The 14,831-nt window shown below is 67.7% G+C and carries 13 protein-coding genes, 1 tRNA gene and 1 pseudogene; 9 read left to right on the forward strand and 6 right to left on the reverse strand.

The window, feature by feature from the left end; all coding sequences use genetic code 11:
* A pseudogene (locus H7F51_RS13135) lies at positions 1-457 on the forward strand (hypothetical protein); the annotation flags it as partial.
* Positions 454-1,026 (forward strand): 16S rRNA (guanine(966)-N(2))-methyltransferase RsmD, encoded by a 573-nt coding sequence (gene rsmD, locus H7F51_RS13140; protein ID WP_185664773.1) that lies wholly within the window; start codon positions 454-456, stop codon positions 1,024-1,026. The pseudogene H7F51_RS13135 and the gene rsmD, both read left to right, overlap by 4 nt.
* On the opposite strand, the gene H7F51_RS13145 is transcribed toward rsmD, so the two are convergent.
* Positions 999-2,306, reverse strand: a complete 1,308-nt coding sequence (locus H7F51_RS13145; RefSeq protein WP_185664774.1) for an MFS transporter — start codon at positions 2,304-2,306, stop codon at positions 999-1,001. The genes rsmD and H7F51_RS13145 overlap by 28 nt on opposite strands.
* Before the next feature lie 100 nt (positions 2,307-2,406).
* The gene (locus H7F51_RS13150; protein WP_185664775.1) at positions 2,407-2,706 is read right to left on the reverse strand and encodes a hypothetical protein; all 300 of its coding nucleotides are present in this window, start codon (positions 2,704-2,706) and stop codon (positions 2,407-2,409) included.
* 175 nt (positions 2,707-2,881) lie between these two features.
* On the opposite strand from H7F51_RS13150, the gene H7F51_RS13155 reads away from it, so the two are divergent.
* The gene (locus H7F51_RS13155; protein ID WP_185664776.1) at positions 2,882-5,179 is read left to right on the forward strand and encodes an ATP-dependent helicase; all 2,298 of its coding nucleotides are present in this window, start codon (positions 2,882-2,884) and stop codon (positions 5,177-5,179) included.
* A gap of 14 nt (positions 5,180-5,193) precedes the next feature.
* The gene (locus H7F51_RS13160; RefSeq protein ID WP_185664777.1) at positions 5,194-6,294 is read left to right on the forward strand and encodes a hypothetical protein; all 1,101 of its coding nucleotides are present in this window, start codon (positions 5,194-5,196) and stop codon (positions 6,292-6,294) included.
* Positions 6,295-6,301: 7 nt separating this feature from the next.
* Here H7F51_RS13160 and H7F51_RS13165 read toward each other — a convergent pair whose 3' ends face one another.
* The 3 genes from H7F51_RS13165 to H7F51_RS13175 all read right to left on the reverse strand — a co-directional run bounded on the left by H7F51_RS13165 (position 6,302) and on the right by H7F51_RS13175 (position 9,789).
* Positions 6,302-7,339: an MlaA family lipoprotein gene (locus H7F51_RS13165; protein WP_185664778.1), complete on the reverse strand. Its 1,038-nt coding sequence runs from the start codon at positions 7,337-7,339 to the stop codon at positions 6,302-6,304.
* A 175-nt stretch (positions 7,340-7,514) separates the two neighbouring features.
* Complete coding sequence (locus H7F51_RS13170; RefSeq protein WP_185664779.1) at positions 7,515-8,996, reverse strand: DEAD/DEAH box helicase; 1,482 nt, start codon at positions 8,994-8,996, stop codon at positions 7,515-7,517.
* 181 nt (positions 8,997-9,177) lie between these two features.
* Positions 9,178-9,789, reverse strand: a complete 612-nt coding sequence (locus H7F51_RS13175) for a hypothetical protein (protein ID WP_185664780.1) — start codon at positions 9,787-9,789, stop codon at positions 9,178-9,180.
* A 167-nt stretch (positions 9,790-9,956) separates the two neighbouring features.
* Between H7F51_RS13175 and H7F51_RS13180 the strand changes: the two genes are divergently transcribed.
* Together H7F51_RS13180 and H7F51_RS13185 are read left to right on the forward strand one after the other, a co-directional pair.
* Positions 9,957-11,396, forward strand: a complete 1,440-nt coding sequence (locus tag H7F51_RS13180) for an FAD-binding oxidoreductase (protein ID WP_185664781.1) — start codon at positions 9,957-9,959, stop codon at positions 11,394-11,396.
* A gap of 55 nt (positions 11,397-11,451) precedes the next feature.
* Positions 11,452-12,228: a SapC family protein gene (locus H7F51_RS13185; RefSeq protein ID WP_185664782.1), complete on the forward strand. Its 777-nt coding sequence runs from the start codon at positions 11,452-11,454 to the stop codon at positions 12,226-12,228.
* A gap of 324 nt (positions 12,229-12,552) precedes the next feature.
* Here H7F51_RS13185 and H7F51_RS13190 read toward each other — a convergent pair whose 3' ends face one another.
* Complete coding sequence (locus tag H7F51_RS13190) at positions 12,553-13,518, reverse strand: N-formylglutamate amidohydrolase (RefSeq protein ID WP_185664923.1); 966 nt, start codon at positions 13,516-13,518, stop codon at positions 12,553-12,555.
* Between the two features lie 125 nt (positions 13,519-13,643).
* Between H7F51_RS13190 and cpdR the strand changes: the two genes are divergently transcribed.
* The 3 genes from cpdR to H7F51_RS13205 all read left to right on the forward strand — a co-directional run bounded on the left by cpdR (position 13,644) and on the right by H7F51_RS13205 (position 14,822).
* Positions 13,644-14,018 carry a cell cycle two-component system response regulator CpdR gene (gene cpdR, locus H7F51_RS13195; RefSeq protein ID WP_185664783.1) on the forward strand — a complete coding sequence of 125 codons (375 nt, stop codon included), beginning with the start codon at positions 13,644-13,646 and terminating at the stop codon, positions 14,016-14,018.
* Positions 14,019-14,123: 105 nt separating this feature from the next.
* Positions 14,124-14,198: transfer RNA gene (locus H7F51_RS13200), tRNA-Val, on the forward strand.
* A gap of 153 nt (positions 14,199-14,351) precedes the next feature.
* Positions 14,352-14,822 (forward strand): hypothetical protein, encoded by a 471-nt coding sequence (locus H7F51_RS13205; RefSeq protein WP_185664784.1) that lies wholly within the window; start codon positions 14,352-14,354, stop codon positions 14,820-14,822.
* Positions 14,823-14,831: the final 9 nt, after the last annotated feature.

Raw genomic sequence — 14,831 nt, forward strand, 5'->3', positions numbered from 1 at the left:
CCCGGCCCCGATGCGGGCGGGCAGCGCCCCGGCACGCGGCCACGCGGCGCCGGGCCGCGCCCAGCCCGAGCGCACGCCGCGCCCGGCGAGCGCAGAACTGCGCAATCCCGGCCCGGCCAAGCCAGGCATGGCCAAGTTGGCAAGATCGGCCCCGCGCCGCCCCGAGCCGGAGGACGCCGCCTCCAATCCGCGCGGGCAGGCCCGGCGCGGTGACGCCCGGCACGGTGAGGCCCGTCGCGGCGAAACCCCGCGCAGTGACGAAGCCCGCAAGTCCCCCCGCCCGCAGCGGCGGGGCGATGACGATGGCGGAAAGCTGATTACCCGGTCGGAACTGTCGCGCGGGGCCCGCCCGCCGCGCGGCAATGCCGCGCCCGGCAAGACCCCGCCTCGCGGCGCTCCGCCCTCACGCAGCGGCCCGGGCAAACCTGCCGGCAACCGGAAGGGCCCCCGCAAGTGAGGATCGTTGCCGGACAATGGCGCGGGCGCAAGCTGACGGCACCGCAGGGCGACACCACGCGGCCGACGGCGGACCGCACGCGCGAGACGCTGTTCTCGATGCTGGTCAGCCGCCTCGGTTCGTTCGAGGGGCTGGCGGCGGCCGACCTCTTCGCCGGTTCGGGCGCGCTCGGGATCGAGGCGCTTTCGCGCGGGGCGGCATCGTGCATTTTCGTCGAGATGGACCCGCCCGCGATCCGGGCGCTGCGTACCAATATCGCCAACCTGCGCGCGCAGGGCCAGTGTGACGTTCGGGCCGGATCGGTCCTCGCGCTCGGCCCGGCCAAGGCCGCGCTCGACCTCGTCCTGCTCGATCCGCCCTATCACTCCAGCGCGGGATCGGTGGCGCTGGACAAGCTGAGGCGCCTCGGCTGGATCGGCGAGGCGACCTGGGTCAGCCTCGAGACCGCGCACGACGAAGAGCCGAAAGTGAAGGGCTTCGAGGCGGTTGCCGAGCGCAAGGTCGGCAAGGCGCGGCTGACCCTGTTAAAGCTCAAGCCCGCTCAAGGTTCGAGCAAGGCGGACGAGTAAGGCGCGGATTCCCGCGCCGCCCGCCCGCCGAGCACGCCAAGCAGGGTCAGGGCGCCGGCCGCCGTCAGGAACAGGCCGACGTAGGCCGTGCCGCCCCGGTCGGCCAGCATTTGCGCCGCGAAAGGCGCCATGGCTCCGCCGACGATGCCGCCAAGATTGAAGGCGAGGCTGATCCCGGTGTAGCGCACCGGCACGGCATAGAGCGTGGGCAGCCAGGCGCCGAGCGGGCCATAGGCCAGGCCCATCACGAACAGCGCGGCGGCGAGCGTGGCGAAGACCACCAGCAGCGAACCCGAGCCGAGCCCCGTTCCAAAGACGAGGCCGATCAGCGCGGTCAGCGCCGCGCCCCAGCCAAGCACGGTGCGGGCGGAGGCCTTGTCTGCCCACCAGCCGGCGACCGCGATGCCGAGCGCGAGGAAGGTGTTGGCGCCGAGCTGGACCGCGAGGAAATGCTCGCGCGGGTAACCCAGCGTCTTGGTGCCGAACGAGAGCGCGAAAGTGGTGGCGAGGTAGAAGATCGCGAAGCAGGCAACGACGCCTGCGATCCCCGCCAGCACGGCGCCGGGATGATCGGCGAGCAGGCGGCCGACCGGGACCTTGGGCGGCGGGGCGTGGTCGAGCGCAGCCTTGAACGCCGGGGTTTCCCCGATCTTCAGGCGCACCCATAGGCCGACGCCGACGAGGACCGCCGAAGCGAGGAACGGAATGCGCCAGCCCCAGGCGGCGAAGTCCTGCTCCGACAGGCCGAGGCCGAGCAGCAGGAACAAGCCGTTGGCGCAGAGGAAGCCGAGCGGCGCACCCAATTGCGGCGCGGCGCCGAAGCGCGCTTCCCAGCCCTTGGGCGCGTTCTCCACCGCCAGCAGCGAGGCCCCGCCCCATTCGCCGCCGAGCCCGAAGCCCTGCCCGAAACGCAGCAGGCAAAGCAGCGCCGGGGCAATCGGCCCTGCCATCGCATAAGTGGGCAGGAAGGCGATCAGCAGAGTGGACCCGCCCATCAGCATCAGCGAGGCGACGAGGGTGGACTTGCGCCCGATCCGGTCTCCGAAATGGCCGAAAGCCACGGCCCCCACCGGCCGCGCGAAGAAGGCGAGGCCGAAGGTCATGAACGACAGCAGGGTCTGCGCCGTGGCGGACTGGGCGGGGAAGAACAGCGGCCCGATCACCAGCGCGGCGGCGGTCGCGTAGATGTAGAAGTCGTAGAATTCCACCGCCGTGCCAACCAGCGAGGCGGCAAGGATGCGGCGGTGCGCGCGAATGGGGTGAACGGCTGGCTGGTGCATGGCGTGGTGGACTTGCCCAGCCGGGGCGCGGTGTCAACCTTGCGCCCCATCAGATAAAGGCCGGGACAGGCGCTGCCCGTCCCGGCCCTGCTACGCGGGTTCAGGAAGCGTGACGCTTCATGTTGCCCGCGCGGCTGCGACCCGGAGCTCCACCTTCGCCGGGATTCTGGCAATTGTCGGTCAGCGCCTTGGTGCAGACCGGATAGACCTTGTTTTCAGCCGCGGCAGGCGGCGGTGGGAGAGTGTTGTCGACCACGGTCGGGGTCGATTCCGGAATGGTTCCCGCCGGAGCGGCGTCGGCCGGCACTTCGACGGACTGGGCCGAAGCAAGCGAAGCGGCGCCCAGCGCACCGGCGGAAAAAGCAAGGGCGAGCGCACCCGGCGTTACGAAGCGGGTCATGTCCTGTCTCCTCGGAGCCGCCCCGGGGGCGACCTTTACCCTTGCCTACGCGCGGGCACCCGGGCCGGTTCCGCCATCCGCGACCAGTGGCAATGCAGGTGCGGCGAGCCGACCCGCGCGCTCCGATGGTCGCTCAAGCCTTGCCGAAAGCGTTCATGTTCTCTAGTTGTTCGCAATGTCCTTGCAGCCCGACCTTCCCGCCACTCACGATGCCCCGGCCTGGCTTGCCCGCCTCAATCCCCCGCAGCGCGAGGCGGTGCTGACCACGGAAGGGCCGGTGCTGATGCTGGCGGGGGCAGGCACGGGCAAGACGGCGGCGCTGACCGCCCGCCTTGCATGGCTGGTCGAATCGCGCCGTGCCTGGCCGAGCGAGATCCTCTGCGTGACCTTCACCAACCGGGCCGCGCGCGAGATGCGCGAGCGGGTGGGCCAGCTGATCGGACCCGCGGTGGAAGGGATGCCGTGGCTCGGCACTTTCCACGCCATCGCCGCGCGGATGCTGCGCCGCCATGCCGAGCTGGTGGGCCTCCAGCCCAATTACACGATCATCGACACGGACGATCAGCTGCGCCTGCTCAAGCAGCTGATCGTGGCCGAGGGGCTGGATGACAAGCGCTGGCCCGCCCGGCAACTGGCGGGCTGCATCGATCGTTGGAAGAACCGCGGGCTGGGTCCGGCCGACCTCGATGCTGCGGAGAACGAGGCCTATGCCAACGGCAAGGGCCAGAAGTTCTACCAGCTTTACCAGGACCGGCTGAAGGCGCTGAACGCCTGCGATTTCGGCGACCTCCTGCTCCACATGCTCAATATCCTGCGCCGGGAGCGCGAGGTGCTGGAGACTTACCGCCAGCGCTTCAAATATATCATGGTCGACGAATATCAGGACACCAACCAGGTCCAGTACCTGTGGCTGCGCCTGCTCGCGCAAAGCCGCCAGAACATCTGCGTGGTGGGCGACGACGACCAGTCGATCTATTCGTGGCGCGGCGCGGAAGTGGCCAATATCCTGCGCTTCGAGAAGGATTTTCCCGGCGCCAAGGTGATCCGGCTGGAGCAGAACTATCGCTCCACCCCGCAGATCCTCGCCGCCGCCTCGGGCCTGATCGGCGAGAACAGCGAGCGCCTCGGCAAGACGCTGTGGACCGAGCTGAACGGCGGCGACAAGGTTCGCGTGATCGGGGTCTGGGACGGACCGGAGGAAGCCCGCCGCGTGGGCGAGGAGATCGAGCGGCTTGAGCGCGAGGGCGCCTCGCTGAGTCAGGTCGCCATCCTCGTGCGCGCCCAGTTCCAGACCCGCGAGCTGGAAGACCGCTTCATCCAGATCGGCCTCGCCTACAAGATCATCGGCGGCTTCCGTTTCTATGAGCGGGCCGAAGTGCGCGATGCGCTCGCTTACCTGCGCTTGATCGCCCAGCCTTCGGACGATCTCGCCTTCGAGCGGATCTACAACACCCCCAAGCGCGGGCTGGGCGACAAGGCGCTCGAACGGCTGCACCGCTATGCCCGCAACCACGGCGTGCCGCTGATGCGCGCCGCGCTGGAAATCTGCGACACGGACGAGCTGGCCGCCCGCGCGCGGAACACGCTGCTGGCGCTGGTGCGCGATTTCGCCCGCTGGCGCGATGAGGCGGGGCGGCTCAGCCCGGCCGAACTGGTGCGCACCATCCTCGAGGAAAGCGGTTACACCGCCATGCTCCAGGCCGAACGCAGCACCGAGGCCTCAGGCCGCCTCGAGAACCTTTCCGAGCTTGGCCGGGCGATGGAAGACTACGAGACGCTGGGCGACTTCCTCGAACACGTCAGCCTGGTGATGGACAACGACGCGGCCGACGACGTGGAGAAGGTCACGATCATGACCATCCACGCCGCCAAGGGTCTCGAGTTCGACCAGGTCTTTCTCCCCGGCTGGGAGGAAGGGGTCTTCCCCAGCCAGCGCGCGCTGGATGAAGGCGGCATGGCCAGCCTCGAGGAGGAGCGCCGCCTCGCCTATGTCGCGATCACCCGCGCGCGGCGGCGCTGCACCATTCTTCATGCCGCCAACCGGCGCATCTACGGCCAGTGGACCAGTTCGATCCCCAGCCGCTTCATCGCCGAGATCCCGGCCGACCATGTCGACAGCGAGACCACGCTGGCGGGCGGCGCCTCGCTCTGGCGGGCCCAGTGGTCCGAGCGCGACGATCCCTTCGCCTCGGTCGCCCGCGCCCAGCCCGCCCGCACCATGACCCGCGGCCCCGGCTGGCAGCGCGCTGCTGCCGGTACCTATGACCCGGCGCCCAAACGCATCGCCGAACCGGGGCGCAGCGCCGCCAGCTTCGCCGCCAAGCCCCGCCTCGACCTGCGGGTGGGGGACCGGGTGTTCCACGAGAAGTTCGGCACAGGCACGATCGCCGTGCAGGAAGGCAACAAGCTGGAGATCGACTTCGACAGCGCCGGGCGCAAGCGGGTGATCGACAGCTTCGTCAAGCCGGCCTGAAAGCGCAAATATCCATGACAATCAGATCAAGCAGACGAAACCTGATCGATCTGACCGGCTTGGCCCTCTCGCTCTACCTCGCATTCGTCATGGGCTTCCGAATGCCCAACCTGTGGAGCGCGAACTACTATTTGCCGTCATTGCAGGACGGATTCCATCGCCGGATGGTCGTCGGAACGCTGCTCTATCCACTGGGTGATTGGCGCTTCAGATATGCGACCGCCGCAGCTCTATCGATAATGATCCTCTGCGCACTTCTATCGGCGATCCTGATTTCGGCCTGGCGAGGGGATCGCCGTCAGCGCCTTCTGGTCTGCCTGTTCCTGCTTGGCCCTGCCGGCGGGTTCCTCTTCCACGAAATCGGCTACTTGGACTTGTTGCTATACCTGATCGCGATCGCCCTGATCGCCTTCACGGGCAATGGGTGGCTTTCGAGCGGCCTGCTGGCCGGGACCGTTTTCGTGCATGAAGTGGCTGCCTTCGCGATCATGCCGCTCGTCATCGCGTGCAGGTTCCTGGCCGATCAGGACTTGCGCAAGGCTGCCCGCTCCGCCGCGATCTGCACTGTTACGGTTGCTTTCTACCTGGCCGTCAACCGCACCGCAGAAGATGCCGTGGTCAGAACCTTTGTAAGGGTGCTGGCCAGCAAAGCGGACTTCATCCCGCGTTTTGATTTCTGGAAATCCGTTTACCTGCAGGACAACACCCACAATTTCTGGGTCATCACCGACATGCCGGCATTGATCTGCGCGGCAACCCTGGCGCTTCTGGCCGGTATGGCGGCGGCAGACGGGCAGGACCGCCGCATCCGGGCCCTGAATTTCGTCGCCTGCTTCGGCGCAGGCATCGCCCCGCTGCTGATCGGCTTTGTCGGATGGGATACGTCGCGCTGGATCTTCCTGTCCCTGTGCTCGTCGTCGACGCTCCTGTTCTGCGCGCGTGTCCGACCAATCAGCTATTACCTGGCCTATGCGCTCATCACATTCTTCATGCTGCTTCTGGTGCCGCTCGACTATTTCGACGGATATTCGCCCCGGTCCCGCGCGCCCCGCAGCCAGGTCGATTTCCTCAGCCGAGAACTACCGCGCGAACTGAGGCAACTGCCATCACGGTGAGTGCCCCTCAGTCCTTGCCCTTGCCCACGCGCGGCGGGAGGTCGTCGTCGATCGGCTGCTTGACCCGCTTCGGGCAGATTTCCGCGATCTCGGCGAGGCGCTGCTTCATGTAAAGCTCGCGCATGGCGACGTAGGGATCGGGGCTTTCCTCGCGCAGGCGGTTGAGCTGGCCGTCGATCTCGATCCGGTCGTTGAGCGAATCGATGATGCCGGTCGGGATTGCATAGTAGGACTTGTTGAACGGCTTGCCCGCCACCGCAGGGATGAAACCCTTGTCCAGCGTCAGGCCGACGAGGTCGCGCAGGGTGATCGGGCCGACCAGCGGAAGGAAGAAATAAGGCCCGTTGCCCACGCCGTAACAGGCCAGCGTATTGCCGAAGCCATTGGGCTTGTAGGGCAGGTTGAACGGCTTGCGCTTGGCGACGTCGATCAGCCCGGCCACGCCGACGGTGGTGTTGAGCGTGAAGCGCCCCAGTGACTTCGCCGCCCGGCCCGGCTTGAGCTGGAGGACATAGTTCACGAAGGACACCGGCTCTTCCAGATTGCGCAGGAAATTGCGCAGCCCGTCGCGGACCGGCTTGGGCACGGTCTTCTTGTAGCCCATGGCGACCGGGCCGACGACGGCCTGATCGACCGCCTGGATGGCCTTGAACGATTCGACGTTGATCCGGGCGAAGGGATCGGTCGGCGACTTGGCCCGCGCCGTCACCACGATATCGACCTGATCGTCGACCGGCGGGGGGGCCGCCGCAGGATCGCTGGCCGGAACCGTGGCGACGATCGGGGCTGTCGCCGGCCCGGCCGGGGGAGCGGGCACGGCCGGATCGTTCCCGACCGGTACCGGCGGGACAGCCTGGGCAACGCTTGCGGGGGCCGGCGCGGCCGGAACACTATCAGCCGGCGCACTATCAGAGGGAAGCTTGTCAGCCTCGGGTGCCGGTGCGGCGGCCACGGCAGTCGGCGCGGCGGCATCAGGCTGAACCGGCGCGGTAGCCTCGGCCGGAGCCGCGGCCATGATCAGGAAGGCGAGGGACAGCGCGCTCATGCCCGGCACCGGATCTTGCCGGACCTGTTCGACTGCTCAGGCAACAACGACCTTTCCCCCTCACGATGGCGGCCATCGGGCCATTCGCTCGCGCGCGACAATTCGGTGACATATACGTGCCACACCGGATCGGGCAACCGATCGCGGCCTCGGCCCGTCGCAGCGGCGGAAAAAGTCAGGCCGGCAGGGCGGAGACGGCGAGGAATTCGGGGATCGGCCCGTTCCATTCGCCCGGCTTGCTCGGCGCCTCGCGCTGGTCGCGCCGGTTGTCGCGGCGATCGTCACGCGCCTGCGAGCGCGGTTCCGGACGCGGCGGACGGCGGTCTTCCTGCGGCGCGCGCGGTTCGGCGCGGGCGGCAACGGGGCGCTCCTCGCGCGGTTCGGGCCGGCGTTCCTCGCGTTGCTCGGGCCGGCGGTCCTCGCGCGGCTCATCGCGGCGCGAACCCTCGCGCTTGCGGTCCTTGCGTTCCTCACGCCGGGGACGCTCTTCGCGCGCAGGGGCCTGCGCCGGCTCGGCCGCGTCCCTGCTCTTGTCGGTGCCCTTGTCGAGCGTGAACACCGGGATGGCCCCGCCGGTCAGCTTCTCGACATTGGCGATCGCCTCGGCGTCCTCGTCGGCATAGAGCGTGAAGGCGCGGCCAGTGGCCCCGCCGCGCCCGGTGCGGCCGATACGGTGAACGTAGTCGTCCGGATGCCACGGCGTGTCGTAGTTGAAGACGTGGCTCACGCCCTTGATGTCGAGCCCGCGAGCGGCGACGTCGGAGGCGACGAGGATCGAGATGTCCCCGTCCTTGAAGCGCTGCAGTTCGGCATTGCGGGCCGACTGGTCCATGTCGCCGTGGATTTCGCCCGCCGCGAAACCGTTCTGCTTCAGGCTCTTGGCCAGTTCGCGCACGGTAGTCTTGCGGTTGGCGAAGACGATCGCGGTCGTCACATTGTCGCTCCGCAGCAGGTGGCGCAGGGCCTCACGCTTGCCGCGCGTGGTGACCTTGACCTTGTGCTGGACGATGCTGGTGTTGTTCGACGCGGGCCGCGCAACCTCGATGTATTTCGGGTTGGTCAGGAACTTGTCGGCCAGCTTCTTGATCGGCGGCGGCATGGTTGCCGAGAACAGCAGCGTTTGGCGCTGGGCCGGAAGGCGCGAGCAGATCGTCTCGATATCCGGGATGAAGCCCATGTCGAGCATGCGGTCCGCCTCGTCGATCACGAGCAGGTCGCAGCCGGTGAGCATGATCTTGCCACGTTCGAACAGGTCCATCAGGCGGCCCGGCGTGGCGATCAGCACGTCGACCCCGGCCTGCAGGGCCTTGAGCTGGTCGCCCATCTGCACGCCGCCGATCAGCAGGGCCATCTTGAGATCGTGGTTCTTGCCGTACTTCTCGAAGTTCTCGGCCACCTGAGCGGCGAGTTCGCGCGTCGGCTCGAGAATCAGCGAGCGCGGCATGAGCGCGCGGCGGCGGCCGTGAGCGAGAATGTCGATCATCGGCAGCACGAAGCTGGCGGTCTTGCCCGTGCCGGTCTGGGCGATGCCGATCAGGTCCTTCATCATCAGGACAGGCGGAATCGCCTGGGCCTGGATCGGAGTCGGCTCGGTATAGCCAGCCGCGGTGACCGCGTGGAGCAATTCGTCAGACAGGCCGAGATCGGCAAAGCTCATGGGCGTGGTTCGATTTTCCGAAAAGGGTGAATGCATTTTGAGCCGAACGGCGAACCAGCCGGCTCGTTTCGTCTCTCGCCTCGGGCGGCGAAACTGACGGCCCCTAGGCGCAATCCCGTGGCAAAGTCAAGGAAATGCGGCACCTGCACAAGAGGTCCACCGCAGGGGAAAGCGCCCCGCTCTACTCGTCGTCGTCGACCGCGCCGACCAGCTGCCGGAACTTGCCCAGTGCGCAATTGCTGCCCGAGCGCGAAAGCAGCCGATCGCGCCCGGCGCAGATCATCCCGTCGGTGCTGCGCTCGACCAGGAAGCCGGAGTAGAAATCCCGCGCATTGCAGGTCTTTTCAAGGCTTGCACTGACGATTCTCTGGTCGCGCATGAACAGCATCAGCCGCGAGGGGCCATCGGGCTGGACCCCGGCGATGCCGCCTACCTGGACGCACTGGTTCATCTTGCGCTCGGCCATGCGCGGGGCGGCGCGGGGCGGCGGCTCGGACAGCATGTTGCGGCGCGGATCGCGCGGATCGCGCAGGTCGCGCGGCGGCGGACCGGGGGCGATGCGGATGATCAGGCGCTGCTCGATCCGCACCTGCCGGGCCGTATCGGCCTCGCGCATGGCGCGGACCAGGCCGGAGAAACTTTCCACCTCCGGCCCGGTGGCGGATTCTTCGGCGGGCCGGGTGAGTGCGACCTCGCCGTTGGCGAGCGGATCGGCGACAACGGAATCGGCCCCCCCGGCCATGACCGGCAGCAGCGCCAGAACCGGCGCAATCAGGTCCGACAGGGGGTTCATGTCGTCACAATGTCTCCAGCAAGGCCGGTCTCGCGCCGCGGCGATTCCGGCCCGTCCCAGTCCGTTCGCAAAACAGCCTTACGCTGCGGGCTTGAACGGTCGCTTAACTTGAGCGGGCATTACTTGCCAAGTTTCGTCTTGCGGTGGGCTGTGCCATAGGCGCGGCCATGGAAAAGTTCCTCGAAGACGCTGCCGCCGCGCTCGGCCCGCGCGGACTGACCCGCGATGCCGACCTGATCGCCCCTTGGCTGACCGACTGGCGCGGCCGTTTCACCGGCAAGGCGCTCGCCCTCGCCTCGCCCGGATCGACCGCCGAAGTAGCCGAACTGGTCAAGCTCTGCGCCCGCCACAATGTCCCGATCGTGCCCCAGGGCGGCAACAGCGGCATGAGCGGCGGTGCCACGCCCGACGGCAGCGGCACGGCCCTGCTCCTCTCGCTGCGGCGCATGACCGCGGTGCGCGCCTTCGACCCAGCCGCCCGGCAGATCACCTGCGAGGCCGGGTTGATCCTCGAGAACCTCCACAACATCGCCGCGCGCGAGAACCTGCGCTTTCCGCTCACGCTGGGCGGCAAGGGCTCGGCCACGGTCGGCGGGCTGATCTCGACCAATGCCGGCGGCACGCAGGTCCTGCGCCACGGTTCGATGGGCGCGCTGGTTGCCGGGATCGAGGCGGTGCTGGCCGACGGCAGCGTGTGGTCGGCCCTCGTCCCGCTCAAGAAGGACAATCGCGGCTTCGACCTCAAGCAATTGCTGATCGGCTCGGAAGGCACGCTGGGCATCGTCACCGCCGCCACGCTGAAACTGGTTCCCGCGCTCGCCGACCGGGTGGTGATCTGGGCCGGCCTGCCCTCGCTGCAGGTTGCCCGCGCGCTCCTGCTGCACTGCGAGGACACGGTGGGCAATGCGCTCGAAGGCTTCGAGGTCATCCCGGCCGACAGCCTTGCCTCGGTCTGCGCCTATAACCAGACCGCGCGCATTCCGGTCGAGGGAGAGCACGCCTGGCATGCGCTGATCGAGGTCGTGGCCGATGCCGCCGGGACCGAGAGCCTCCGCGAACGGGCGGAGGAGATGATTGCCGCCGCCTTCGAGAAGGGCCTGCTTGAGGACGCCGCCTTCTCCACCAACGAGACCCAGGCCGAGGCCTTCTGGCACCTGCGTGAAACCGTGCCGCTGGCCGAGCGCGCCAAGGGTCCGGCGGTGCAGCACGACATCTCGGTCCCGGTCGACCGGATGCCGGACTTCGTCGACGCCGCGATCGCGCGGATGGAGGCGGCCCACCCCGGAACCCAGGCTATCGCCTTCGGTCACCTCGGCGACGGCAACGTCCACTTCCACGTCATCGCCCCGCCGGGCAGCGAACGCGCCGCGTGGGAAGCCGGCGAAGGCAAGGCGATAAGCGCCGAAGTCCACGACATGGTGACCGAGTGGGGCGGCTCGATCTCGGCCGAGCACGGCATCGGCCAGCTCAAGCTGGGCGAGCTGGAACGGCTGGGCGATCCCGTGCACCTGGCCCTGATGCGCCGGATCAAGGCCGCGCTCGATCCCCACAACTTGCTCAATCCGGGCAAGCTTGTCGCGCTTGCACCAGAAGGCCCCAGCGCCTAAAGCCGCCGTTTCGCGAAAAAGCCCGATTTTTCGGGGCCAGACGGAGAGAAGTAAGATGGCCAGTGCGCCGCAAGCCAGCCTGCCCGTGTTCTACAAGGACCTGATGCCGCTCAACAGCCGCGACCATGCGAGCTGGAAGAGCCGGACCACCGACAAGGCGCCGTGGCTCGCCGGCTTCCACGCCGTGCCGCTCACGGTCGAGGAGTTCCCCTCGGCCGCGCGCAATTTCCCGATCATCTTCTCCTCGGGCGAGAACCCGGTGCCGCTGGCGCTGATGGGCCTGAACGAAGGCGTGAACGTGTTCGTCGACGGCGAGGGCAAGCTGCTCGAGAACATCTACATCCCCGCCTATGTCCGCCGCTATCCGTTCCTTCTCGCCCGCCTCAACCCGCAGGCCGAGGAACTGTCGCTGTGCTTCGACCCGACCAGCGACCTCGTCGGCGAATACGATGAAGGCAATGCCCTGTTCGACGGCGACCAGGCCAGCGAATCGACCAAGGGGCTGCTCGGCTTCTGCGAGCAATTCGAACAGGCCGGGATGAAGACCCAGGCCTTCGTCGAGGAACTGACCAAGCACAAGCTGCTGATGGACGGTGAAGTGGCGATCCAGCAGGACGGGATCGAACAGCCCTTCGTCTATCGCGGCTTCCAGATGATCGATCAGGAAAAGCTGCGCGACGTGCGCGGCGACGTCCTGCGCAGCTGGAACCAGAACGGCCTGCTCCCGCTGATCTACGCCCACCTGTTCTCGCTCGAGCTGATCCGCGAGATCTTCGGGCGCCAGGTCCAGCAGGGCAAGGGTCCGGTCCAGGCGCCGGTCGGCGCCGCCTGATCACCAAGGTGACCTGAAGCCCGGAAGCGCAAGTGCGCATCCGTGGCAATACGGACACAGGCAAGAGCCCCTCCCCAGCCGGGAGGGGTTTTTTGTTTGCCTGTGGCAATTGAGTCACATTTCCTCTTGAAAGCGCCGAGCCACTGCCCTAAATTGCAGATGCTTGATCGGCGCTTCCCTCATGGCCCGGTCAGGCTGGTGCACTTATGTGTACCTCCTCCCTGAACCTTGGCCACCTCGTGCATTGCACGAGGTGGTTTTTTATGTGCTGCAAATGCGGCGCAGCCGACGAGGCCGCCACACCCGTTTCCCCCGGAAGTCCCGCTATTCGGCCGCTTCGGCCCAGCCACCGGCGCGGCGCCCGCCGCCCTGCCCCGTACCCAGCGTGGCGACTTCGACCGCCAGCCGGCGCACCAGCCCGGCCAGAAGCTCGATCATCCCGGCGAATCCTGGCCCCGGCTCCGCGAGTCGCGAATCGAGATAGCGCGCGCGGTCGATCTCCAGCTGCAGGGCATGAACCTGCCGGCGCGGGCGGGCATGGCGCTCCAGCACATAGCCCCCGGCATAGGGCCGGTTGTGCGCTGCGATCCGGCGGTTCTCGGCAAACCAGGCGAAGGCCGAGGCAATCACCGCGCCCGAGCAGGTCGCGCCGAAGCGGTCCCCCACCACGAATTCGGGCGGCGGCGCCCCGCGCAAGGCCAGCGGCGGCATCGAGTGGAGATCGAGCAACAGGGCAGCCCCCCAGCGGTCGCGCAGGTCGTCCAGCGCTTCGGCCAGGGCGGCGTGATAGGGCTCGTGAATGCCCGCGATCCGCGCGTCCAGCTCGCTCCGATCATGGCGCCGCTTCCACACTTCGCCGATCCCCGGCAGGCGGCGCGGGATCAGGCCCAGCCCGCTGAGCGCGCGGCGCCCCGGCGTCGGCAGGGCCTCGGGCGGGGTACCCTCGGCATGGATGAACATGTCCCAGTCGACATCGTCGGTCGCGCGGTTGAGGTCGATCATCGCGCGCGGCGCCTGGGCGATCAGCAGGCCGGCCCCGGTCGCCGCCGCCACGCCGCGGGCCAGCCGGTCAACATAGCGGTCCTCGAGCCTGAGCGCGGCAAAGCCCGGGTTGCGCATCCGCTCGACCAGGGCCGGCGGATAGAGCCGCCCGGCATGGGGCACGGCGATCAGCACCGGAATGGCCGATGGCTCGCCGCGCGACAGGACGAAGGCCGCCGCCCCCGGCAGTCCGGGCACCTCGCCGCCTTCGACCCAGGCCGAATCCCCTGTCAGCTCTTCGCGCTCCATGCCCGCAGGCTGGCCCGGATAGGGCGCCGTGTCAAAGCGGCTCATCGCCGTGGGCAGGCAAGAATCTTAACGGATCGCAGGCTAAGGGATTCGCCCTCGAACGAAGCACAAGATGGCCGCCACAGATGATCCGCATACTCCTTGCCGAAGACGAAGACGCGATGCGGACCTACCTTGCCCGTGCCCTTGAAAACGCAGGCTATTCGGTTGTCGCGGTCGATCGCGGCACGGCCGCGGTGCCGCTGCTGGAGCGCGAGCGGTTCGACCTGCTCCTGTCCGACATCGTCATGCCCGAGATGGACGGGATCGAACTGGCCCAGCGCTGCGCCGAGATCAGTCCGGAAACCAAGGTGATGTTCATCACCGGCTTCGCCGCGGTCACGCTCAAGGCCAGCCAGGAAGCGCCCCAGGCCAAGGTCCTGTCCAAACCCTTCCACCTCAAGGACCTGGTCATGGAAGTGGACCGGGTCTTCGGCTTTTCGACCACCGCGCGGGGTTGATTTGCGGCGCAAAATTTTCCTCGCCGGAATCACTTGATTTCCCTCGGGGGCACCGTTAGAGGCGCACCCCTGCCCGGCGGAAACGGCGGGCGGCTCGAATGGATCGGGCGTATAGCTCAGTGGTAGAGCACTGTGTTGACATCGCAGGGGTCGGAAGTTCAATCCTTCCTACGCCCACCATTCCAAAGCCCCGGAAAGCTTCGGCTTTCCGGGGCATTTTCATATTCTAAGCGCAAAGCCCGCCCCGACGTTTGACGCCGCCGGCACCCGATGATACCGATCACATTCCGGCCGGAAAGAACTCCGGCGGAGCGTCATGGGAAGGGTACGTGAATGAGGGCATTGCTTGCGAGCGCTGCTGCGTTGGCTCTGGGTTCAAGCTCGGCATGGGCCCAGGTGCCGCCCTCGGCGCCGAACACGCCGCCGGCCCCGGCTCCGGTCATCGCTGGGCAATGGTACCACAAGGGCTTCGAGGATCCGGCCGGCCCGCCCCCGGCGGCGGTCGAGCAATGGCTCAACACCACCTGCCAACCCAAGAGCCTGGCCGGCATCCAGATGTTTTCGATCCAGTCTGGCCACGGCGGCCGCTGGAACCTTCACGTCTGGTGTCACGTCGACAAGGCAGCGGGCAGCCATTACAGCGTTAAGCTGCTCAGCTTTGGCAAGGCGAAGTTCTCGGCGCCCGTCAACGATCTGGTCAGGAACCCCAAGGTCCGGATCGGTCCGTTCTTCCTCGGCAACCCGGCCGAGGGCGACAAGCCGGCCGGGGATGACGGCGTGCTGGTGATTGAGCAGACCCGGTGAGCGCAAGGG

It is taken from the genome of Novosphingobium flavum, from assembly GCF_014230315.1.
GTDB classification, from domain to species: domain Bacteria; phylum Pseudomonadota; class Alphaproteobacteria; order Sphingomonadales; family Sphingomonadaceae; genus Novosphingobium; species Novosphingobium flavum.

What these genes read in the sequence shown, in the direction of transcription:
- H7F51_RS13145 (WP_185664774.1), bottom strand. Translation starts at nt 2,306, where the DNA reads ATGCACCAGCCAGCCGTTCACCCCATTCGCGCGCACCGCCGCATCCTT.
- H7F51_RS13150 (WP_185664775.1), bottom strand. Translation starts at nt 2,706, where the DNA reads ATGACCCGCTTCGTAACGCCGGGTGCGCTCGCCCTTGCTTTTTCCGCC.
- H7F51_RS13155 (WP_185664776.1), top strand. Translation starts at nt 2,882, where the DNA reads ATGTCCTTGCAGCCCGACCTTCCCGCCACTCACGATGCCCCGGCCTGG.
- H7F51_RS13160 (WP_185664777.1), top strand. Translation starts at nt 5,194, where the DNA reads ATGACAATCAGATCAAGCAGACGAAACCTGATCGATCTGACCGGCTTG.
- H7F51_RS13165 (WP_185664778.1), bottom strand. Translation starts at nt 7,339, where the DNA reads ATGAGCGCGCTGTCCCTCGCCTTCCTGATCATGGCCGCGGCTCCGGCC.
- H7F51_RS13170 (WP_185664779.1), bottom strand. Translation starts at nt 8,996, where the DNA reads ATGAGCTTTGCCGATCTCGGCCTGTCTGACGAATTGCTCCACGCGGTC.
- H7F51_RS13175 (WP_185664780.1), bottom strand. Translation starts at nt 9,789, where the DNA reads ATGAACCCCCTGTCGGACCTGATTGCGCCGGTTCTGGCGCTGCTGCCG.
- H7F51_RS13180 (WP_185664781.1), top strand. Translation starts at nt 9,957, where the DNA reads ATGGAAAAGTTCCTCGAAGACGCTGCCGCCGCGCTCGGCCCGCGCGGA.
- H7F51_RS13185 (WP_185664782.1), top strand. Translation starts at nt 11,452, where the DNA reads ATGGCCAGTGCGCCGCAAGCCAGCCTGCCCGTGTTCTACAAGGACCTG.
- H7F51_RS13190 (WP_185664923.1), bottom strand. Translation starts at nt 13,518, where the DNA reads ATGGAGCGCGAAGAGCTGACAGGGGATTCGGCCTGGGTCGAAGGCGGC.
- cpdR (WP_185664783.1), top strand. Translation starts at nt 13,644, where the DNA reads ATGATCCGCATACTCCTTGCCGAAGACGAAGACGCGATGCGGACCTAC.
- H7F51_RS13205 (WP_185664784.1), top strand. Translation starts at nt 14,352, where the DNA reads ATGAGGGCATTGCTTGCGAGCGCTGCTGCGTTGGCTCTGGGTTCAAGC.